This window comes from Pseudoflavonifractor sp. An187 (assembly GCF_002160275.1).
GTDB lineage: Bacteria > Bacillota > Clostridia > Oscillospirales > Oscillospiraceae > Enterenecus > Enterenecus faecium.
The window spans coordinates 214,843-236,293 of record NZ_NFKG01000002.1 but is presented as its reverse complement, the minus strand read 5'-3'; the positions used below and the strand labels follow the sequence as shown (position 1 = coordinate 236,293).

Sequence of the window (21,451 nt, the reverse complement as noted above, 5' to 3'; positions counted from 1 at the left end):
TACATTTATATACTCCATCCCATATCAAACTACAAATCAATGTGCTCTACCGCAAACACGTCTTGCAAATAACATAATATGGAATACTCATTTAACTCTATAAAAAACCATATTTTTTATAATATCGATGAAATATCTTAGATGTTCATTTCTCCAAAACAAAACAACTACTGCTACTCCAAAAACCATTGACGAAAACAACGCACTGACTACTAACCTAATCATGCCATACAGCGGTAATGCGCAGATCATGCCATTCAACGCAAAAACCAATATGCAACATAGAATAAGATATCCTAACCATTGAATATAATATCTGCTTGCCGATTTTTTTAGGCCATATCTGTAAACCACATATGGATCAAACCAGACATTCGTTGTTACTCTAGTAATGGTTGTTCCTAGTAATACTCCAAGTAAACCCATCTTTTGCGCTAGAAGTATTGAGACCACAACGTTTATTGCAGCAGAAACAAGGGGACGCCACCTTCCATACACAAATAACCCCATTGTGGTGCGAAATGTCCAAATAGAATTCATCATCCCATAAATATACATATTTAAACAAAAAACAAAAACTACAGAAAACCCAAGCGTATAACTTGTCCCCGCCCAAACCTGCACAAAAGGCGTTAGGCAAGAAGTCAGTATTACAAATGCCCCTCCGTAAATAATAAAGTTCAAAAATGTTAGTCTTTTTAGCAACATTTCGTGTTTATCATTTGATTCCTGTGCCACATAATTTCCTACACTACTAGTCAATGATGTGGTTATCTGAGACAAGAGGAGCTGAACAGAACCTGTAACTAGTGAATAGTTGGACAATAACCCTACACTAATTACACCATCAAAAGCAGAGATAATAATATTATCTGTTCCATCAAGAGCTGTACTTCCCACCTTATAGATGAACAGGGCTTTAACATTTTCAACAATACTTTTTGTTTGTTTTTTATCTAGTTTACTACTCTGATATTTTTTCAGAAACGGGTATTCTCGATCTGCATAAATGGACACTGCAACATTTTCAAGCACTGTGCACAAAATTTGAACTCCTAAATACGCAATAAAGTTTTTTGTAAGCATCAAAATAATGATTTGTAATACCGATCTTACAATATAAAAAATAAGCCGAAAAATATGTAGCACTCGTTCCCTCTGATCTGCACTAAATATCGACCGTTTATATGCAAAAAAATACGAGAACACTGTATTAGCTAAATACAACAAATAAATTTCAGTAATATTTGGAATATCTGGCTGTCCCTTTATGATAACACCCAAAAAAGGAGTAATTAAAAGCCCACATGTTCCCACTACACACCCAATTATAAAATATGCTTGTCGATAAAAATTCATCAACTTGGCAATCTGAATTTCATCGCCCTCCGCAATGGGCTTATACATATCATAAATAATTGCAGAGCCTATTCCCATTTCAGCTAGAGAAAGCATTGTGAGTATATTGGTAAAAAGTCCATTTACCCCTAGATACACCTGGCTGAGGAAATAAATAAAAAAAGTTCTAACCAATAAACCCAGCAAAACATTGGCACCTTGGACAATCATTCCCAAAACAGAGTTCCTGACAGAATTTTCTATTCTACTTTTTCTGTTCACGCCATATCTCCCCACCTGTTTCAATTATGGATTGGCAATCCAATTGATACTGACTTCTAGTCTGTCTTGTCCAGATAAACGCCATATCCATAAGCATGCAATTTTCCAAATATTTTGCTCACCAAATCAATTGCTTGGATAGCGGCATAATAATCTACTTTTGCGCTATTATGTTGTAAAACTTGATCTCACGTTTTTAAATAACTTCTATTGAGTGCAATCTATTTGTCTTCCAAAATCACCTGATGAATTACATCAAACTTATCAGATAAGCTGATATATTCTTTGTCATCACACTTCATGCTAGACAATTCTCTGACACATCGCAATATTTCGTTTAAATTTTCTTGGCTTATGTCTGCTTCAATTAAATGAACATAATTTGTCTTAGAAATCCATTTATAACAGCCAGAAATTTTCTTATTTCCCCCTCCAAAAACTACACACGGGGTGTGGGTTATATAGCTTAGGATCATTCCGTGCAGTCGATCCGTAATCACTACCTGAGAACTCTGAAATACCTTAATCAAACAATGAAGTTCAGCATACAATTTTTGCAAATCATTCTGATTACCAACATGTGTATCTCTTATCTGCACTTTGTAGTCCCTTTTGATTTCAGAAACCAGCTTCTCCTTCATGTGCATGTCTACACCATTTTCTTTATCGTTTCGGAAACACACAGTGATCCCCTGTCGCTCTAACCCAGAAGGCTCTGCATAATCCATACTCATAACAATGTCTGGTGCCTTCTTCAAATTCTTGAAAACAGAGCAATATTCCTTGTAAGAAAATTCCTCCCTCACAAAGATTGTTAAATTTTTATGTCTATTGTATATAAACCTAGCCCATAAAAGGCGCAATCTCCCTAGTAAGGTTTTAGAAAATGAGATCGTCTGCGGGAATGTTATGATTCTATTTTTAGGAAAGTTGTGAATAATAAATTGACGTGAAAACTCAATATCATCATACAGATCACCAAAATTTCCTCCACCAACAACTGTGATAATATCTTCATCACGAATATATTGTTTCAAAGATTTCATACCACGAAATGTATTGGTAATTTCAAACTCTACCACTTCATATTCTGGAAAGTTTTTTTTTAAAAATTCTTTCTGCGCATATGTTATTGCAACATCCCCAAGGTTCCCATAGTTTGCAGCTAGTGCAATTACAATTTTTCTATTAGGATTCTCTAATTGTGGAATATCTCCCCTTTTGGAGAATAAGTATGTGGCCAACAACTTCAGTCTTAGAATCATTTATTTCACACTCCTTATTTTCATGAGTTTTTTAAATAAATATGAAGCAAAATACATCCTATATTTAAAGAAATGATAGCAAATCTTTTCTCCAAAAGTTGCATCTTCTAACACTTCACTTAGAGGAAGTCTTCTCAAGTCATAATCCTGATACACCAACTTAACTTCGCTTTTAAAGTCCGTGTACGAGTTGCACATAGCTGCATTATTTATACACTCCCAAATAAGTCTGAGATTAGCAAGATACAATCTTCTTTCATCACTTATTCCATACTGCTTCAAAATCTGCTCCATCCTACGAATACGGTTTTTTTCCATCTGATACTTATTTTCTCGATGTCTATGTGTCAGGGACGATGCGTTCATACAATAATGATAGAGCGGAGCATCTACAAAAGAAACTTTATTGCACTGCAAATACGCTTCAGAATTAAAAAATAAATCCTCTGTGTACACTTCACGTTCCGAGACAAAGCACCTATCGGAAATGACCTTTCGAGTAAATAACCTTAACCACACAAAATTTGGTATTCTTGTTTCATCTCCGCTCAAAGGATAAATGCTAGGCTGGATGAGTTCTTTTGCATATTCTTCACTTTTCAAGCACGTTTTCAAATGCTTAATCTGTTTCGACAGCCGTTCCCCTTTATAATCTAAATAATAGCCGCAAATTGCAATATCACTTTGGTTTTCTATCAAAGATGTGAAAAGGCTTTCAACATACGTGTTTTCTAGATAGTCATCGCCATCCAAAAAAGCAATATAATCCCCACGTGCCTTTCCAAATCCCACCTTACGAGCACTAGTCAGTCCACCATTTTCTTTATTTATCACTTCGATACGGCTATCTATTCTCGCATATTTGTTGCAGATTTGTTTAGAATTATCGGTAGATCCATCATTTACTAGTAAAATTTCTAAATTAGAGTATGTCTGTTGTAAAATACTTTCAATGCATCGAGGCAAATATTCTCCTACATTGTAGACTGCTACAATGAGCGATATTAAGTTCTTCTTGTTTATATTCATAGCCAGTATCCCTATAATAACACTCTTTCTCTGTTGGTGTATCCAAGCATACGCGTATTATTCACACTGATCTTATAGCAAATCATAAATTCTCCAGCATATTCTCCACAGCAGCCACTGTCTTCTCTCGACTAAAGTACGTTCCACGAATTTGAGCCTGTTTTCTGTAGTAGACCATTAGCCCTGGCTCCCCCAGCATCCGTTTCATTCCCTGATAGATTCCTTCTGTACTGTTTTCGACCACGATTCCGAATTCATCATGCTCTCCTAGTAACTCTCTAGCTCCAGAGCAATCCGTACTTACAACAGGAGTTCCCACGATAAGTGCTTCGGTGACAGCCGTGGAAAATCCTTCTCGTCGAGAAGAGCATACATATAAGTCAGAATTTGCAACGTATTTGTATGGATTGTCTCGGAAACCAATCAAAACAAAGCTTTCAGACACTCCATATGCCTTGGCCTTTTCCCTCAACTTATCCATCTGCGCTCCAATTCCAATGAGAATAATCCTATGCAAGTATCCATCATCAATCAATCTTTTGTGAGCCTCTAAAAGACGATCATATCCTTTGGAATCTTCAATCTTTGCAACAGAACAGATTGTCAATGTACCACCAAACGTCATGTCTTCCACTTGTCCCTTACTCAGCTTCCTGATTTTTTCCGTTTCATTGGTATTGTACAAGACCTCTACATTCTTCGAAATACCAGATATGCTTTCAAAGCATTTCTTTACTGTATTTGAGACACAGATGATCTTATGAAACTTGCGATAGTTTTTCTTAGCCTCCGAAGCACTCTTAAATCCTTCTGAAAATGCCTTGTTGGTCAAGAGTTCAATATGAATCCAAGACAACAATTTTGTATTTCTATTTTTGCAGCCACTGATAATTTTTGCTGGCGGTCCCTCCAAATATGCTATCTCGTAATCATATGAACCTTTAATAAACAATTTATGCAGTATGGCAGAGGGCAAAGCAGCTGTAATATATTTAATTCCGTGGAAACTTTTCCTAAATACAGTTTTGTAGTGAATGCTTGGGGAAAGATACTGCCGATTAATACCTTCATCAAAAATCGTCTGCACCGTTACGTCAAACTTCTCTTTGTCAAGATTATTGGCAAGATTAACAAGGACTCGCTCTGCACCTCCATGAGCAAGATTCGTAATAAGAAATAAGACTTTTTTCATAATCACCAACCAATTCCTAACACCTGGCTTGTGTAAATTTGCCCACCGTATCCTACATACATTTGATACCAAAAATACGCTAAAAATACCGTATAATACAGAATCCTAGCCATTTTTTTCGAGTTGCTTGCAAAGCAATATTTCAGAACCCATACGTACACGATTAGCATAAATGGTTCAAAATAAATGCAAAGCCTAGCATAAATCCAGTTGGTCACTGCAAGCATCATGAACAGCATATCTAAGACAGCACAATTTATAATAATGTCATAGTAAGGTTCACTTTTCATCTTATTACGAAATCTAAATGCAAGTAAAACAGGAAGTATATATACTAGAATTCGTATAACATTTGCACCATAACCAGACGACACTACCTGATCACTATATTGAGAAAAATTATCAGACTCTGCAAGTAATATAGAGATATATCTTCCAGTTATCGGATAAGATACAATTAGAATAAGGGTGCAAAGAATCATCCCTTTCATCGCCGCACCCCACGCTTTATTGTTTATCACAAAATACAGCACTAAAAATATAAGTGAACTACTATGAATGGTAGATACCAATAAGACGATAATAAAATAAGGCACCCATCTTTTCTTTTTGATCAATGGAAATGCTAAGAACAGTATACTACTAGCAAGCCATTGTCTTACCCCATTCATTGTAGATATATACATTCCACATGTGATAAACAAAAAGAACAATGTCTCTTTATCCGTTAAATCAAGTTTATAGTATCGATAGAATAGACACCCCATTGTGATCAACGAGCATATGAAGAATAGAGCCTGATTGTTTGCACAGAACACACCACGGAAGAAAGACATTAGAGCATAAAATCCCCAATCTCCTTCAAAATTTGATGATTCAATAAAAGAAGTGATGTTGCTTTGAACGATTGTATTGAATAAGCGGTCATAAACTCGCGTATCTCCAATCGACATCATTCCAGCGCCCGATGTAGACCTAAGTCCCGCAAAGAATATCATGATTCCAACCGCAAACCAATATGGTGCTTTAGAACCTTTTTGCATAACAACCCCATTTAATCTATAATATATTCCTCTTGTATCTATGCATATACCAAGTAATAGGGTTAATGCGATAATAACCCACCAAGTAACCACAACTCCACCTTCCTTTATTGCACCTTTGCCTTTCTTCTTATAAACAGTGTTAGTGCCCATCCAAGAGGGACACACACACACGTCAATACAGGTCTAGGGCTCTCTCTAATAAAGTGCTTGATATGTCCAATCTGGCAGCTAGAACAATAATGAACACAGTCCATGAGCATGCGCTTCTTGCCTTCAGGATTCTGCATGCATACTTTTCTCCAAAACGCAAAACCACGTGGGTTTCGTATATATTGACGATACATATTCATGGAGGAACCGTCCTGCTGATATTCGACATTACATAGCACTTCGTTCAGAACTGCCAATTTATATTCTTGGTCAATCAAGCGATATTTATAGGCCAATGCTACATATTTTTCTCCCTCAAACACAGGATAAGGTGGATATTGCATGATTACATCCGTACGATAAACCAATTTTTTATCTCCCAGCCCTCCGGCAGCATAAAATCCCGTCAGAGTTGTGTCGGCCTTCCCCACACCGAAATCTGTGCCAATAATTTTACCAGTGTTCATATCTGCATCCAGACCCACAATACCTGCGTATCCCTGGCTTTTGACCTCATTCCATTTTTTCAGAATTTTTCTCACTGCGCCATCTGCCAACTCATCATCCGAGTCAATACAAGTATTTAATTCAGTATCAATATTTTCATAAGCGGTATTATGTGCAGTATGCATGCCACCATTTTCTTTGTACACATAGCGGATTTCAAACCCATTGTCCACTTTTTGCCACTCTTTTACCAGTGCTGCAGTATTGTCCGAGGACCCATCATCCACAATTAACCAAATAAAATCTTTGCAGTCCTGTCTTTGCAACGATGCATATGTGCGGGGCAATGTGTGAGCTCGATTATATGCTGGCGTAAAAACGGTTAGTATCGGCTTCTTCATTTTGTCTCCTCCACTGTGGCACGCTCGTAAAAGCACTGTAATTTTCGGGCATTTTCGATAATATCATATCCGCCGGCTTTAATTTCTTTATAGGTATCTCTACGCTGTGTTCCAGCAACATGCATAACGGCAGCCGCCCAGGCTTGAGCCCCTTCAGAGAGTGGTATCTGCTGAACTAAACTAGTCTTTTTGCACTCGATGGGAACACCATCTGAGATGAAACATGGAAGCCCTGCAGCTTGTGCTTCAACCACCGTTAAGGGAAGCCCCTCGTTATGAGAGGGAAACACAAACACGTCCATCGCTTGCAAAAGATCCGCCACATCATTGCGAACTCCCGTAAATATAATCCGTTTTTCGATACCTAATTGGCAAACTTTTGTATATATGTGATTATGTAGGTCTCCATCTCCTACCAACAACAAGGTTGCCTCTCTCTCCTTAACCAGCTCAGCAAAAATATCAATCAAAAAGTCATGGTTCTTTTGAGGAGAAAATCGTCCAACATGCCCCACCACAAAGCTGTCCAGATCAATTCCAAGCGCTTTTCTCTGTGTATCTCTAATCTTTTGATCAAACTGATAAGAGCTTGCATCAATGGCATTGTTCAGCACTTCAAATTCTCGACCACCAAACATCCACCTGCCAGCTGCTTGGCTGCAAGCCATAAGTTTCGTGGCATATTGGGGGATTCTATATTTATATAGAAGTTTTAAAATGTACTTAGCATCTCTATCTTGATTACTATTGTGACTATGGGCAATGCGAACAGGAACTCCAGCTTTTTTAGCTGCCTTAAGAGGAATGGCACTCATACAGTCAATATGACTGTGTACAATTCTGTATTCGGGATGGTCAAAAAAGAACTGCTGCAATCGATTTCTGTAGTGAGGGCTAAAGGGATTCAGCGGGGGCAGGCGATAGATTCTTCCACCCAACGACTCAATCTCATCGTCATAGGCCGCTCTTTTCTCTCGATGAGCCAGAAAATCAAATTGCAACTGATTCCTATCGATATTTCGATAGTAGTTCATCAGCATGGTTTCTAAACCACCGCGATTCATATGCGTAACCACATGTAGCACCCGAATTGGTCCGCTCATAATCCTAAACCTCTCAATGTTTTTTGTACTACCTTCCTCTTGTCGAACACATCTTCCATATGCATACGCCCAGCCAGACCCATCTTCCGCTTTTCCTCATGACTCAACTTCAAAAACTTTTTCATCGTCTCATACAGGCTCTGGGCATCCTTCCGCTGGCACAGAAGGCCGCTTACGCCATCCACCACAGCCTCTTTACAGCCGTGGATGTCGCTGGTAATGACAGGCCGACCACTGGCGGCACACTCCAGATTCGTATTGGCCATACCCTCATGCCAGGAGGGCAGCACAAAGCAATGGCTCTGGGCAATGAAGGGCCGGACATCCTTCTGATAGCCGTGATAATGCAGCCATCCGGCCTCCTGGTATTCCTTCATCTGCTGGGCATAGTTCTCTTCAAATCCACCCAAGACATCCAAAGTACAGGAATAGCCCTCCTGATGCAGCCGCTGCATCGCAGAAAACAGCTCATCGATTCCCTTTTCCTGCATGACTCGCCCCACAAACAGAAAGCGAACGCCACCATGTTCGTCAGGATAGTCCGTCGCCTGGTAGTGCTCCAGGTTTACCCCAGCACCGTTCAGGAGACACGTCTTCTCAGGCTTTACCAACTTCTCATCGATGAAAATCTGCTGATTCTCCACGTTCTCAAAGAACATCACTTTGGCCCCGCTGGTGCCCAGGCGATACAGTGTTGTCACTACCCGGCGCAGCATGCCGTGACCCTGGAATGCAGTACCCAGCCCTGTGATATTCACGGCATAGGGAACCTTTAATAAGCGGCAAGCCATACCGCCGTATACATTGGGCTTAATGGTGTAGGTAATTACCAAGTCTGGTTTTTCTGTCTTGATCAGCTTCCTATAGCGCAGGAACAAGCCAAAGTCCTTGACTGGGTTCACTCCCCTGCGATCCACAGGGGTATCTATAAATTCACAGCCGGCTTCCCGGAGGGGCTCCACCATCTCACCATACGGCAGTGACAGAACTACGGAATTGTCTTTCAGAAGCTCTTGCAGCAATTCCTTCCGAAACTGATACAAACCCACATCGTTATTAGCCAAAACTAATATTTTCATACTTTCTTCCTCGCCGGGACTCCGATGTATGTCCCCTGTTCCACAATATCTTTGCACACCACAGCACCAGCACCAATCATGCAGTTAGCGCAGATGTTTAAGTTATTGCTGACCGTGGCACCAGCTCCTATCCAAGTATGGTGTCCAATCTGGACTGTTCCTGCCACATGGGCTCCCACGGAAACATGTACATAGTCCTCAACGATGCAATCATGGTCGACCGAAGAACAGGTATTGATAATACAACCTTTTCCAATCCTAGCACCGGGATTTATCACCGCACCTGCCGCCACCACAGTTCCCGTTCCAAGCTGAATATCCTCCGCCACCACTGCACTGGGGTGGACCAATACCGGAACGTACTTCTCCTCTCGCTCCAGCTGTTCCAGCAGACGGCTGCGCACCATCGGATTTCCAATAGCGACAAATGCATGGCAGTTGCACTCGAAAATGTTCTGTGTTACTCCGACAACAGGATAAGTACCACAGTAGTCTACCTCTGGATTGTCATCAAAAAACACGATCTCTTCGTATCCCGATTTCTTAGCAATATCAGCTACCACCTTACCGTGTCCGCTGGCACCAATAATCCCAAGCACTTTCATTTACTTTCAACAGTCCCCTTAAACTCTTCCATGGTCGCTGCCGTTTCCGAGTTAATACCCTCTCGCTTGACAAACGCCTTGAGTACTGTACCCAGAATGATCTTCACATCCCCCACAAAGGTCACATGATCCACGTATTCCACATCCATACGGAACTTGTCTTCCCAAGACACGCTATTGCGCCCATTGACCTGGGCATACCCGGACAGACCGGGACGCACCTCATGTCTGCGCTTCTGTTCCTCGTTATAGAGAGGTAAGTACTTGACCAGCAGAGGACGGGGACCGATGATGGACATGTCCCCCTTGAGGATGTTGAACACCTCGGGCAGCTCGTCCAAACTGGTGGAACGCAGCAGCTTCCCGAACTTGGTCAGGCGCACATCATCAGGCAGAAGATTCCCATTCTCATCCCGGGCATCCGTCATGGTGCGGAACTTGTACAGCTTGAAAATCTTCTCGTCCTTGCCCGGTCGGTCCTGGGTAAACAGCACAGGACTTCCCAGCTTCAACCGAACCAAAATGGCCACGATCACATATAGCCACCAAAACACCAGAAGTGCCATCAAAGAACAGAAAATATCTAGAGCACGTTTAAAAAAACGCTCATACAAACCATAGGGTGTGTGCTTTGTCTGCACCATACTCTCTCGTCTCTCCTCCATTATGCAAAACAGCTCTTCACGATCTCAATGACCTGGGCCTGTTCCTCTTCGGTCATCTTATTATCACTGGGCAAACACAGGCCACGCTGGAAAATATCCATGCCAACGTCAACACCAGAACCCGCAATGTAAGCGTTGGTATTGGCCCGACCATTGCCTTCACGGGTGACAAAAGCATGCATCCGGTAAATGGGCTGCATATGCATGGGCTTCCAAATGGGGCGTCCCTCTGCGTTGTACTGGGCCAACTTCTCCAAAATCTCAGTGGGGCAGCTCTTCCCCGGCTCGCTAATATACAGAGCCTCCTGCTCCCCTCGCACCTGACGGCACATGGCCTCCTGGTTGATGAGCAGACAGGACAACCAGAAGTTGGGCTCGCTATTGGCTTCATCGTAGGGGTTCATGGTCACAGGCAAATCTTTGAACCCCTCTTTGTACCGCATGTAGATGGCCTTCTTCTGAGCAATGTGTTCTTCCAGATGAGGGTACTGTCCACGTACTACACCGGCAATTACGTTGCTCATGCGGTAGTTATACCCAAGCTCCTCATGCTGGTACCACGGGGCATTCTCACGACTCTGTGTAGACCACTTGCGGGCCTTGTTTGCGGCATGCACATCATCGGTAAGAAGCATACCACCGGAGGAACCAGTTATGATTTTATTCCCGTTGAAGGAAATGGCTCGATAGGAACCAAAGGTACCTGTTTGATGCCCTTTGTATGTAGCTCCCAGCGACTCAGCAGCATCTTCAATGAGTACCGCGCCATGTTTGTCACAAATGGTACGAATCTGATCCACTTTAGCGGGTGTACCATACAGATGTACCAGCACCACCACCTTGACCTCAGGATACAACTCAAAAGCCTTCTCCAATGCCACTGGATCCATGTTCCAAGTATCACGCTCAGTGTCAATAAACACCGGCTCGCCACCCTCGTACACCACTGGATTGACCGTAGCACCGAAAGTCATATCAGAACAAAACACCTTGTTACCAGGCTTTACCCCTGCCAGCTTCACGGACAGGTGCAGGGCAGCGGTCCCCGCAGACAATGCCACTGCGTATTTGCATCCCACCTTTTCACAGGTCATGCGCTCCACTTCATTGATATTCTCACCCACCGTAGACATCCAATTGCTCTCATATGCCTGCGTTACATAACGCAGTTCTTCTCCATGCATAGTGGGGGTAGAAAGCCACACTTTTTTCTCAAACGGCTCCACGATCTTCAACGCTCCTTTTTCTCAATGCAACCAGGCACTCTCTCATGTTTGATTCATGCCTCTGCAATTCCATTTCTTTCATTCAGGATCACAGGGCAGACACAGTTTATTCTACCCCATTCCAACTTTTTTTACAATACATCCCCTTACCCTCTAACCGTAGAAAATCCTGCCATTCACACCCTATTTATTGTACATTCCCTCAGCAGTCACCAGAATTTTCAGGCACCATTCATTAAGATGCACAATTTTTCGTATTTTCCCCCGAATATACATTTCATTATTCATTCTCAGTACGAATGCCCACCAAAGAAAAAAGCTCTGCGGCGATACCGCAGAGCTTTTCCCTCCACCGTGCACGAAGGCACAGATAGCAACCCTAGTTTTATTTCACGACAGGATGGTACCAGCGAACTGTCGGATATCCATATTTCGCATTTGGAAGTATCCTTCGCATTATATCCAGTTCCAGATGAACTGTCAATCTCCATTTCGCCTATCCAAAACCATTGGCTCACATTTCTTATTCAGTCTGTTCTAGGCCTGTATAGGTCTTTCCCCTTACAGTCCAATTTCCCTAAGCATACACACTTCCCGATAGCTGCGGGCCGCATCCCCTTGTGTCATAGCTTGTATGGTCGCTACAGAATGCCCCTTTCGGCGCACGAGCCCCGTCCAGCAACGGCAAAACCAAGCCACAGGCAGCAGCCAAGAGTGCTTTTCCGCGGGAGAGAAATACTGCATAAGATATCGTTTTGGCGGGAATAGATAGCTTTTTGCCAATCTCATGCGGTATTTCCATCCCGTAGTATCCATCCCGCCACGCAGCGCCTTTTTGCGATAAATATCCCCTGCATCATGCGTCTCAAAGCCGAAGGTCCCTCCAGCTATGATATACGCCTCCAAATCATCTAAGGTCTGTTGCGATACTGTATCATCGGCAGGAACCTCTACAGAAAACCAACGACGACATAACCCGAATACCGCCAATGTCGTTTTCCATAGTTGAAACTCCTGGAGCACAGACTTCACCCGCTCCCACTCCATCTGGTTTGCCCGCCGATACATAAATGCCGCAATATCAGCTATCATCCGTACACCAGCTCCCGTTGAGCTCAAGTGCTTGGCAATATGGTAGATGAGATAGCAAAAATGGTACTCCCATTCGAGGCAGAGGTATCCGTTCTCTTCGTGGACATGCATCATCGCATCTGAGAACATCGTTGGGTAATCAACTCCATTGCCCAGACTATCCGCAGCGACTCGCGTATGCATCTCAATCACAATGCCATTTCTATTATACATCCACACTGGCTCTGCGTCCACCTGACACTCATAGCCCAACTGGATCATCAACTGGTGGGCCTTGGCCCGGTCTTCCCGTCGAATCAGGCAGTCCATATCTCCCATGGTGCGCAGTTCCGGCACAGGATACAACTCTCGCAGCTGCGCCCCCTTAAAGAACACTAACTTGATACTCGCTTTCTCGAAGGTTTCTTCGATTTCCGTTCTACTGGCCTCCTGAGTCACCGACATATACACAGCAGAATGATACGCTCTTTGCATGTGCTGAAACAATTCTGGCTTCTGCTCCATCAACTGCTTCCGTTGTTCCCGAAGCATGTAGTACACAACAGGTTCAAGGCTATGGATATGCGCTAGATAAAGCAAGTCCTCCAACTCATCGCTACAATCTGGATAAACACCCTTTCTATCCACCGCAAAATCTCCTACCATACGAAGAAACAAATCCCGAGTTTCCCAATTTATTTCCATGGCACTTTTTCTCATAATGTCGGCCCCTCAATCACCAAAATACCCTTCCCTCGTATATTCGCCTGAATCATCTTTCATTCCTGCCACTATATCCATACATTCCATAACGGCCATATCCATATTTCCCATATCCATAGCCGTCCCCCCCTCGATTCTCAGGGCATGAGTTAAATGCATATCCCAGAAAAGTAGCCAGTTGTCCGCCCAATGCGTGAATACCTTCCCGAATCGCACTGGCAGGCAGGCGATCATAGCCCACAAGATACAAGACGCTATCCACGTATTCAGCCAGAATGGCTGTATCTTGAAACATTCCACAGGGTGGGCTATCAATTATAATATAATCCACCTCTGCTCGCAAGGACTGCATACAGCGTTTCAGTTCTGAGCTATTGAGTAGTGACGCCGGCTGATTCAACACTTTTCCTCCTCCCAAAAACAGCAGACCACTCTCTTGCAATGTAGCGCTATTTCGCTCAATTCCCTTCCATACAGCTGCCATATCCGACTCTTTACAAGCCTCCATCAATCCGTACTCAGCCGTGAGGTTTAGAAGTTGCCCATCCTGCTGTTTTCTCAAATCGCCATCTACCAAGAGAACTCGGGCACCGTCTATGGCCAATTGTCCAGCCAGATTTACCGCTGTTACAGATTTTCCTTCCCCAGGAACCGTACTGGTAACCAATAGCACCTTTTGATTTTTGGACTCCATTGCCTTCACAACTCGATTTTTCAGCACACGGATACTTTCCGTATAGCCGTGGGGCAGAGATGGATTAAGAAAAGAGAGCTGCATTGTACGTTTTTTTGTCCGTGCCTTTACATGCACCCGAGGGAGCATGGCCAGACACCGCATACTGGTGATCTTCCTCATCTCTTCCTTCGCGCACACATTTTTGCGAAAGATTGCCAACAATAACAAAATCGCCATTGAAAGCAACATTCCCAGGCCAGCTCCAAGCAAACAGCTTTTCCCTATGCTGGGCCGATTATACGGCTCACTGGGAATCTGAGGCTGTGTCAGCATGGAAAAACTAATATCCCCTAGCACAAAGTGGGCCGCTTCTGGATAGATTTCAATCGCAGTCGTTAAGATCGCGTACGCATCTTGTGGACTAGAGCTTTGCACCTTCATGGTCACCACATTGGAGCCCGAAATCGTCTCCGCTGTAATGGTTCCATTCAAGTTATTTGTCCCCAGATGTTCCAACAATACGCTGCGGAAGTACCCACTCTCCAAAATATAAGGGAATGTCATAGACAACTGGTCAGCTGTTCCGCTGTCATAGTAAAAGCTATAACTTCCACTTTCCTCCCCCGTTGCCACGGTAAAACTAGCACTACTTTGGTACATCGGGCTTCGCAAAACGAAGAGCGCCCCCGTCACTAGCGCCGCACTTCCTAAAACCAAAAGCACACACAGCCACCATAAGTGTCGAAAATGTTTTCCCATGTCCAACAATAGTTGTAACAGGTCGATTTCTTCGTCATCGTATCGCCCCTGGATCTCATCTTTTATTTCTTCCATATTTCAGACCCTCTCCACCGTCCTCAGCCATGTCTCCATTGGAATATGTTCCATATTTTTCGTATTGATAACCGTAGTGCTTGGAGGACCACTCTTTATGGAATGCATTCAGTATAAAACCAGAGAAATCCGTGTGATTTTGTCGAACAACATCCACTCCATCATTGATATACCGCACATCTGCCCAGTCCTCTCTTACCACCAGAAGCACCGAATCCACAGCCGCCATCCAGATTTCCGCATCCGCAGCTGCTGAAATGGGGGCACAGTCCACAATGATATAGTCCATTTGTTTCTTCCACTCCGTCAGGAGTTCCCGCATACGTCCTTCCCTGAGTGCACCTCCGGGATCTTTCGCCTGCAAAAACTGGAAGAGCATCCAAAGGCCACTCTTACGGCTATATCCGACGATATCTTTCCAGTCTTTTTCTCCCTCCAACACCCGGGAAAAAGATACCGTGTCATCTCTTCGGACCTCAAACACCTTGTACTGGGAAGGTTTTCGTAGATCAGCATCCACCAGCAACACCCGTTTTTGTTTTTCCGCCAGTGCCAAAGCTAGGTTAGCTGCAGTGGTCGATTTCCCTTCGTTTTCCGCTACACTAGTCACCAGAAGAACCTGGTATCCATGGTGTCGCAGGTGACGCTCCAGCCGGGTTCCGATATTTCTCATGGCCTCAGCAAAATTCATACTCACCTCAGGGGAATTGAGCAAAAAAGCCTTCTTATTCCGCTTTTTCCCTAGGGCCATATTTCTTCGTTCAAAGGGTATCGTTCCCTGAATCGGTCCATCCAACTGGATGCGAGCAGCCTCCGCCGTTTTCACAGTAAATCGAGCAATGTAGCACAACGCAATAAGGAACGCCATTCCCACTGCCCCTACAACCATAAGTATTCCCTGATATTTTAGGAACCACGAGGTGTTAGATGGGGCGAGCGGAACATCTGGCTCCTGAACGATTTGAAGTTCCGCATTAGAAAATATCTGATCAGACACCCCTTCATAGTGTTCCAGGGCTGAATTAAGGTAGACGTACGCCTGTCTGGGCCGTGCGCTGGTGGCCTTAACCACCAGCAAGTTGGTCTGAGTTACCAGAGAGCAGCTGATTTCACCCTGCACATCAGCTCCCACATCAGTGGCAATTCTCTCACGAAGGGCATCACTTTGAAACACCTGGCCAAACACCTCTGCCATCTGTGAGGCCAAAGACAGAGAGGAATAGATACTGCTATCTCCTTTCACTCCAATGACCAGGGTGGCCGAGGAAGTATAGGTGGGCTGGTAGGTAAGGTTGTGTAGTCCCGTAGAGGCACACCACATGGTGATTGCGGCCAACACAATCATCCATAGATTGCGTAGCAGATCCACACACAGCCCCCGCATACTCACCTTGCTCATCCAATTTTCTGTTTGCCTCATGTCGCCCCCCCTTCCACAATCACCGTCAACCAAGTCTCATAGTGATTTCCTTGAAAATCCTCCACCTCATAGTGCACTTCATAGCATCCAGCCGTCTGTGAATTGACCTGGGAGGAAACCTGTACTGCCGCAGGGTCAATCTCAGAGCCATCTGCTGCGGTCACATGTTGAATATACTGAGCTGGGTCCAGGCTTTGCCCTTTTTCCAGATATACCAATCCTGTGTTAAGGGCAATGCCCCCTTCTCCGATCTGCGTAGGAATCACATGTACCGGAAGTTGTACCGACGAACTATCTCCAAAGCTGTTGCTCACCTCAAAAGAAACCGAATACGTTCCAACCGTCTGAAAATTTAGATTGGTAGCCGTTCGAACGATCCACTCTGTTCTGTCTCCATCCAATATATCTTGGGCCCCAAGGGCCTCCACAATCTGATTGTAGGAGCCCTGTCCCTGCTCGTAAACCAGGGGAGCCACAAGGGTAAACCGGGGCGCGTGATAATCTATAAATCGCACCTTTCGAGTCAAAGTCGCCGCCTGATCTGTGTCGTCAAATACCACATAGGTTAGATTGCACACGCCATCTTCCAAAAAACGAGAAAATGCGCTCAGCACCACCTCGTCGGTTAAGTCCCCATCTTCCTCATCCCACGCCCGGATACCTTTCATCAAGTCCTGTCGGGTATAGGCACAGGGCACTTCAATCAAATTGGTTTCTGCAGACAATTGCGGTGGTACCGGGTCTCTCGTCTCCCATCCGACTACCTCAGAGATCACAAAAAGGCCAACCGCCAACACAGCACAAATCAGCAGCATAATACGAATGATTTTCATGGTGTTTCCTTTCTTTATAGAGCCCATCTGTATGCTCCGGTTTCGCCTTCCTTACTCTCCATGCAAAAAAACCTGAATTTCTACATCATTCACCTCATCGAAGCGTCCATTTTGTATTTTATAAACACGATGGCACATGGAAAGAACGCTGGGACGGTGCGCCGTGACAATGATGGTCTGCAATGGGTCCCGGCGTAGGATGTTTTTTAACACACGTCGTTCCGTAACCATATCCAAGGCACTGGTGGCCTCATCCAACAAAAGTACCGGAGTGTGAAGGAGTAACGCCCGAGCAATGGAAAGCCGTTGCTTCTGTCCCTCAGAGAAGCGGTTTCCTCCCTCGCGAACTTGGGTATCGATCCCCTCCTCCAGCTTTTCCACAAACTCCCATGCATCTGCTGTTTGTAGCGCTTCAATAATCTCCTGGTCGCTGGCATCCGGCCTCAACATACGCATATTATCTGCAATTGTCCCAGAAAACAGGGTATTCCCCTGAGGTATGTAGCTAAACAGGCAGCGAGTCCCTGCGCTCACAGGCTCCATTTCGCTCCCGGGATTGGCCACCATGACCTGTCCTTCCTGGGTGTGATACAACCCCAGCAACACGCGAAGAGTTGTAGTCTTACCCTGGCCAGAAGGGCCAATGAGGCCAATAATCTCACCAGGCCGAGCCAACAAGTTGGCATGTGTATACACCGGGCCATTGTCTCCGTATGCCACGCTCACATCTCTCATTTCTACTTGGACACCAGTCCTTCTGGCCCGCTCCAACATGATACGTCCCTTTTCCAGGTCTTCTTCCGACTCTCGAGGTAACTGGACGACCTCCATGATACGTCCGGCGCTGATACCTGCCCGCATGGCGGTGGGCAGCAAATTCAGGACTCCAGAGAAGGAGCCCCGCAGGGAAGTTGCCATGGACACAAAGAGGGTCATGGTACCATAGGTGATCTGTCCCTGCCACAGGCGGAAGACTGCGAACCCATAACAGGCGTAGCCAATGAGCTGCCCAATCAGTCCCGTGAGAATGGTCATTTTGGACTGGAAGGTATTCTGTACCATAGCGTATTCCAGGGACTGGTCCTGTACCTCTGTATACTGCTGGATGAAGTAGTCCACCAGTCCAAAGGCTTTGATCATCTGCATGTTTTGCAGGGCCTCTTGGTTGAATACCGTTTTGTGGCTCTGTAGTTCCATCTGCTTTTTCTGGAACTCTCGCATTTTCCGCATGGAAAAGCGGGTGCTGAGGAAGGAGATGGGGGCACCAGCTAAGGCAATAAGTGCCATCCAGGGGTCATTTTGCATCATCACCCAGAAAGCACCACCAAAGGAGATGAGGATAGATGCCACATTGGGCAGATAGGTCAAAATGTTGTTGACCACTACAGAGGTATCTCCGTTAATTCGATACAACAAGTCTCCCGAAGAGAATTGAGACAGGTGTTCCCACTCCGTCCTCAGAATTTGGGCAAAAATATCACTGCGAATTTTGTTGCCCACCTTCATGGTGATGCGCATGGACAACCGTGTTCGCAGTGCGGAAATCACCAACTGAAACAGCCCCACTCCAGCATAGCCCAGAGCGGATGCCAAAATCTTCACCGTGCTGTCTCCAGTCACCGAGTCCACCAGGTTTCGAGACAGCAGAGAGGTTCCCAACCCCATAAGGGAACCGGAGGCCCCGATGAGGGTGTAGAGCCCGATGAGTAGCCAGTACTTGCGGACATAGCCCCCCATCCAAAACCATTGGGAGAGCAGCTCTTTGAGTCTGCCCTCCCGAATACGTCGAATAATACGACGAATATGAGAAAACAAAGTGTTCCGTTCCTCCCTCAGGATATCCGGTTCAGTTCCCGTTCCAGTAACTCCACCGCCTCTCGGTCTGCCTTGTTATCTAGACGATAGACGGGCACTTGGGTGAGAAGTCGATCTAAAATATTCGTACACAACTCCCTCCCCCCGTCCAACCATGTAGGGTAGAATACATGATCGGCGACCTCCCTAACCTTTTCAAAACCAGCGAGCTCTCGCAATGCGTTATAAGGAGCCTGTTTCAGCACCACCAATGCCTTCACTGGCACAGAAGTATTGAGGCAGTATGGGGAAGAACCATGCCACGGAGTACCCCATCCCAAAAATTCTGTCCCTGTCCTCTGGACAAAGACAATATCTCCGTTAAGAATATCAGCCCCTCTAAACTGTGCCCAGCGCTCCGCCTGTGTGGTCTTTCCCACGCCAGAAGGACCTAAAAACAGCACCCCACGTCCTTGGATGTCAATAAGAGACGCGTGCAATTGGAGCATCTCACAACCAATTCCTCTGGAGTAAAACAGATGATTAGATAGAACTTGAAATCCAGTTGGTCTGGAAATCGGCAAAACAACACAAACACTCCAGTCCTGATTCGTAAACAATATATCCGATTCAAATCGAAACATCTGTTGAAATGCAGCTTGAGACGGACAAAAATACTTTTCCACCTGATAATCCACAGAGCATTTATCTAAAATTCTCATCACTATGTCGGGATGGCCTTTCTGGCCATCCTCCGACAAGAAGCATTTCCATGCACTACCGGGAAGCCATCTGTCCTGAACCCCGTGGATTTCAAGGCCAATGCCTGCAATTTGGAAGGATAGCATTTCTTTCTCACTGTGTACCAGCAGTGAAATAGACACAGTGGTTAGCTTGTAGCACACCAATATGTTTATTCAAAAAAGCCGCCTTCTTTTCTGCATCCCAATCTGACATCACATCATTAAGGTCATTAGGCTTCACATCTGTCAAATAATTTTTGAAGTCTTGTTCCGTTTCATAGTACTTATTTATATTGTTATCAGGGTCGTCAAAGTACCAACCCGTTCCAGTATACCCTCCCTCTCCCGTTACATTATCATATCTCCACCGAATCCAAACAATAAGATAGCCTGCCCCATCCATCTGCTCTGGATTACCCGAAATCATAGCCATTGGTGCAATGCCCCCGTTCACCACGCTAGCATCCACCTCAATATAAGTCTCGCCAAAAGTCATAACAAATCACCTTTCTTTTGTTTATATAACATCTGCACCGATTTACAGTAGGACTTTGGTGCATGTTTCACACTGCCACTTAATGTCGCCAGAGATGCAGCACATTTCAGGCAAACAGTACTAGCCGAACATGTCTTGCATTCCTCAGGCCAGTCCAGGGTTTCTTCATAGCAAAGCAACTCCCTCCACGCCCTCTGAAAAGTCAATTCATGTACCGGAATATTTGGCTCATTCAAAAAGCTACAAAACCGCATCTCACCATTCCATGTGATCCAGTACCCCACCCTATAATCCTTGCAATAGGTACACGGCTTTCGATTCGGATCAATAGGGTGCTGTAAAAAATACTCCACCTGTTCTGATGTGACCGGACGGTTTTTGTTCTCCAATCGGACATCAAACACATTTGTGTCTGCACCTCGTAGGGAGGGCTTTACACTGCCCGTAGGAAGCCAAGACAGTCCATGGCATTGAGCATACCAAGCCATATTGAGTAGGTCCTGTTCATTTGGGTGTATAATCGTGCTTACTAATTGAACTGGAATTCCTAAACCTAACAGGGTGTGAATCCCCTCGTTCACCCGCTCAAATCCATTCGTCACCCCACAAGTAGCCTCGTACACCTGGTCACTTGTTCCATATAATGTAACCTTGGCTTTCCACGGAGGATATCGTTCTAGAAGGTCAGCGATCGGCCCGGTAATCAACGAGGCGTTGGTCTGAAGAGCGAGGAAGAAGCCCATCTGGCTCAACTCCTGCCAAATAACAGAAAACTCAGGGTGAAGAAGAGGTTCTCCTCCTGTAATACACAGCCAAGTGGTTCCCTCCTCCCAAGCCTCGTGAGCAATGCGTATCCACTCCCGAGCGGTAAGTTCCCGGCCATAGCGCGGAATCTGCGCTGATTTCAAGTGGACATAACACATCTTACAATTAAAATTGCACCGAGGAGTAAGCTCAAAAGTTCCAGAAATAGGGGTGCCTTCGACAAAAGCCTTTTCCCACACTCTCCTGTAAAACGGGTCCAACCACTCCA

General features: G+C 44.7%; 19 protein-coding genes. All 19 read right to left on the bottom strand.

Annotated elements, in window-relative coordinates; genetic code table 11:
• Window positions 1-87: 87 nt before the first annotated feature.
• The gene (locus tag B5F22_RS02690; RefSeq protein ID WP_204210498.1) at window positions 88-1,575 is read right to left on the bottom strand and encodes a sugar translocase; all 1,488 of its coding nucleotides are present in this window, start codon (window positions 1,573-1,575) and stop codon (window positions 88-90) included.
• A 266-nt stretch (window positions 1,576-1,841) separates the two neighbouring features.
• Entirely contained in the window at window positions 1,842-2,885 is a 1,044-nt protein-coding gene (locus B5F22_RS02685; RefSeq protein WP_087390540.1) for a polysaccharide pyruvyl transferase family protein, read from the bottom strand.
• Entirely contained in the window at window positions 2,886-3,914 is a 1,029-nt protein-coding gene (locus B5F22_RS02680) for a glycosyltransferase (RefSeq protein WP_087390537.1), read from the bottom strand. It lies immediately after the preceding gene.
• An 82-nt stretch (window positions 3,915-3,996) separates the two neighbouring features.
• Window positions 3,997-5,106, bottom strand: a complete 1,110-nt coding sequence (locus B5F22_RS02675; protein WP_087390533.1) for a glycosyltransferase — start codon at window positions 5,104-5,106, stop codon at window positions 3,997-3,999.
• 2 nt (window positions 5,107-5,108) lie between these two features.
• On the bottom strand, window positions 5,109-6,302 hold the full coding sequence (locus tag B5F22_RS02670; protein ID WP_087390530.1) for an EpsG family protein: 1,194 nt from the start codon (window positions 6,300-6,302) through the stop codon (window positions 5,109-5,111).
• Window positions 6,257-7,150 carry a glycosyltransferase family 2 protein gene (locus tag B5F22_RS02665; RefSeq protein ID WP_087390527.1) on the bottom strand — a complete coding sequence of 298 codons (894 nt, stop codon included), beginning with the start codon at window positions 7,148-7,150 and terminating at the stop codon, window positions 6,257-6,259. Before B5F22_RS02665 ends, B5F22_RS02670 begins: the two co-directional genes overlap by 46 nt.
• Window positions 7,147-8,214 (bottom strand): glycosyltransferase family 1 protein, encoded by a 1,068-nt coding sequence (locus B5F22_RS02660; RefSeq protein ID WP_242955041.1) that lies wholly within the window; start codon window positions 8,212-8,214, stop codon window positions 7,147-7,149. The genes B5F22_RS02665 and B5F22_RS02660 overlap by 4 nt, the downstream gene beginning before the upstream one ends.
• A 35-nt stretch (window positions 8,215-8,249) precedes the next feature.
• Window positions 8,250-9,332, bottom strand: coding sequence for a glycosyltransferase family 4 protein (locus B5F22_RS02655; RefSeq protein WP_087390521.1), 1,083 nt, complete (start codon window positions 9,330-9,332; stop codon window positions 8,250-8,252).
• Window positions 9,329-9,937: an acetyltransferase gene (locus B5F22_RS02650; protein WP_087390518.1), complete on the bottom strand. Its 609-nt coding sequence runs from the start codon at window positions 9,935-9,937 to the stop codon at window positions 9,329-9,331. Before B5F22_RS02650 ends, B5F22_RS02655 begins: the two co-directional genes overlap by 4 nt.
• Window positions 9,934-10,581, bottom strand: coding sequence for a sugar transferase (locus B5F22_RS02645; RefSeq protein ID WP_087390515.1), 648 nt, complete (start codon window positions 10,579-10,581; stop codon window positions 9,934-9,936). The genes B5F22_RS02650 and B5F22_RS02645 overlap by 4 nt, the downstream gene beginning before the upstream one ends.
• A gap of 20 nt (window positions 10,582-10,601) precedes the next feature.
• A complete protein-coding gene (locus tag B5F22_RS02640; RefSeq protein WP_087390654.1) occupies window positions 10,602-11,786 on the bottom strand; it encodes an aminotransferase class I/II-fold pyridoxal phosphate-dependent enzyme in 1,185 nt (394 codons plus the stop codon).
• A gap of 603 nt (window positions 11,787-12,389) precedes the next feature.
• A complete protein-coding gene (locus B5F22_RS02635) occupies window positions 12,390-13,619 on the bottom strand; it encodes a nucleotidyltransferase family protein (RefSeq protein ID WP_087390511.1) in 1,230 nt (409 codons plus the stop codon).
• Between the two features lie 52 nt (window positions 13,620-13,671).
• Window positions 13,672-15,132, bottom strand: a complete 1,461-nt coding sequence (locus B5F22_RS02630) for a polysaccharide biosynthesis tyrosine autokinase (RefSeq protein WP_087390507.1) — start codon at window positions 15,130-15,132, stop codon at window positions 13,672-13,674.
• The gene (locus B5F22_RS02625; protein WP_087390503.1) at window positions 15,113-16,552 is read right to left on the bottom strand and encodes a polysaccharide biosynthesis tyrosine autokinase; all 1,440 of its coding nucleotides are present in this window, start codon (window positions 16,550-16,552) and stop codon (window positions 15,113-15,115) included. The genes B5F22_RS02630 and B5F22_RS02625 overlap by 20 nt, the downstream gene beginning before the upstream one ends.
• Window positions 16,549-17,385, bottom strand: coding sequence for an immunoglobulin-like domain-containing protein (locus tag B5F22_RS02620; RefSeq protein ID WP_158096590.1), 837 nt, complete (start codon window positions 17,383-17,385; stop codon window positions 16,549-16,551). The genes B5F22_RS02625 and B5F22_RS02620 overlap by 4 nt, the downstream gene beginning before the upstream one ends.
• Window positions 17,386-17,436: 51 nt before the next feature.
• The gene (locus tag B5F22_RS02615) at window positions 17,437-19,122 is read right to left on the bottom strand and encodes an ABC transporter ATP-binding protein (RefSeq protein WP_087390651.1); all 1,686 of its coding nucleotides are present in this window, start codon (window positions 19,120-19,122) and stop codon (window positions 17,437-17,439) included.
• Between the two features lie 95 nt (window positions 19,123-19,217).
• Complete coding sequence (locus B5F22_RS11945) at window positions 19,218-20,063, bottom strand: hypothetical protein (RefSeq protein WP_143482162.1); 846 nt, start codon at window positions 20,061-20,063, stop codon at window positions 19,218-19,220.
• Entirely contained in the window at window positions 20,035-20,418 is a 384-nt protein-coding gene (locus tag B5F22_RS02605) for a hypothetical protein (RefSeq protein WP_087390493.1), read from the bottom strand. The genes B5F22_RS11945 and B5F22_RS02605 overlap by 29 nt, the downstream gene beginning before the upstream one ends.
• Window positions 20,415-21,422 (bottom strand): radical SAM protein, encoded by a 1,008-nt coding sequence (locus B5F22_RS02600; protein ID WP_242955040.1) that lies wholly within the window; start codon window positions 21,420-21,422, stop codon window positions 20,415-20,417. The genes B5F22_RS02605 and B5F22_RS02600 overlap by 4 nt, the downstream gene beginning before the upstream one ends.
• Window positions 21,423-21,451: the final 29 nt, after the last annotated feature.

Excerpts from the sequence above, each read along its gene's own strand:
- B5F22_RS02685 (WP_087390540.1), bottom strand. The coding sequence starts at position 2,885 with ATGATTCTAAGACTGAAGTTGTTGGCCACATACTTATTCTCCAAAAGG.
- B5F22_RS02680 (WP_087390537.1), bottom strand. The coding sequence starts at position 3,914 with ATGAATATAAACAAGAAGAACTTAATATCGCTCATTGTAGCAGTCTAC.
- B5F22_RS02675 (WP_087390533.1), bottom strand. The coding sequence starts at position 5,106 with ATGAAAAAAGTCTTATTTCTTATTACGAATCTTGCTCATGGAGGTGCA.
- B5F22_RS02670 (WP_087390530.1), bottom strand. The coding sequence starts at position 6,302 with ATGGGCACTAACACTGTTTATAAGAAGAAAGGCAAAGGTGCAATAAAG.
- B5F22_RS02665 (WP_087390527.1), bottom strand. The coding sequence starts at position 7,150 with ATGAAGAAGCCGATACTAACCGTTTTTACGCCAGCATATAATCGAGCT.
- B5F22_RS02660 (WP_242955041.1), bottom strand. The coding sequence starts at position 8,214 with ATGAATCGCGGTGGTTTAGAAACCATGCTGATGAACTACTATCGAAAT.
- B5F22_RS02655 (WP_087390521.1), bottom strand. The coding sequence starts at position 9,332 with ATGAAAATATTAGTTTTGGCTAATAACGATGTGGGTTTGTATCAGTTT.
- B5F22_RS02650 (WP_087390518.1), bottom strand. The coding sequence starts at position 9,937 with ATGAAAGTGCTTGGGATTATTGGTGCCAGCGGACACGGTAAGGTGGTA.
- B5F22_RS02645 (WP_087390515.1), bottom strand. The coding sequence starts at position 10,581 with ATGGTGCAGACAAAGCACACACCCTATGGTTTGTATGAGCGTTTTTTT.
- B5F22_RS02640 (WP_087390654.1), bottom strand. The coding sequence starts at position 11,786 with ATGCATGGAGAAGAACTGCGTTATGTAACGCAGGCATATGAGAGCAAT.
- B5F22_RS02635 (WP_087390511.1), bottom strand. The coding sequence starts at position 13,619 with ATGAGAAAAAGTGCCATGGAAATAAATTGGGAAACTCGGGATTTGTTT.
- B5F22_RS02630 (WP_087390507.1), bottom strand. The coding sequence starts at position 15,132 with ATGGAAGAAATAAAAGATGAGATCCAGGGGCGATACGATGACGAAGAA.
- B5F22_RS02625 (WP_087390503.1), bottom strand. The coding sequence starts at position 16,552 with ATGAGGCAAACAGAAAATTGGATGAGCAAGGTGAGTATGCGGGGGCTG.
- B5F22_RS02620 (WP_158096590.1), bottom strand. The coding sequence starts at position 17,385 with ATGAAAATCATTCGTATTATGCTGCTGATTTGTGCTGTGTTGGCGGTT.
- B5F22_RS02615 (WP_087390651.1), bottom strand. The coding sequence starts at position 19,122 with ATGGGGGGCTATGTCCGCAAGTACTGGCTACTCATCGGGCTCTACACC.
- B5F22_RS02605 (WP_087390493.1), bottom strand. The coding sequence starts at position 20,418 with ATGACTTTTGGCGAGACTTATATTGAGGTGGATGCTAGCGTGGTGAAC.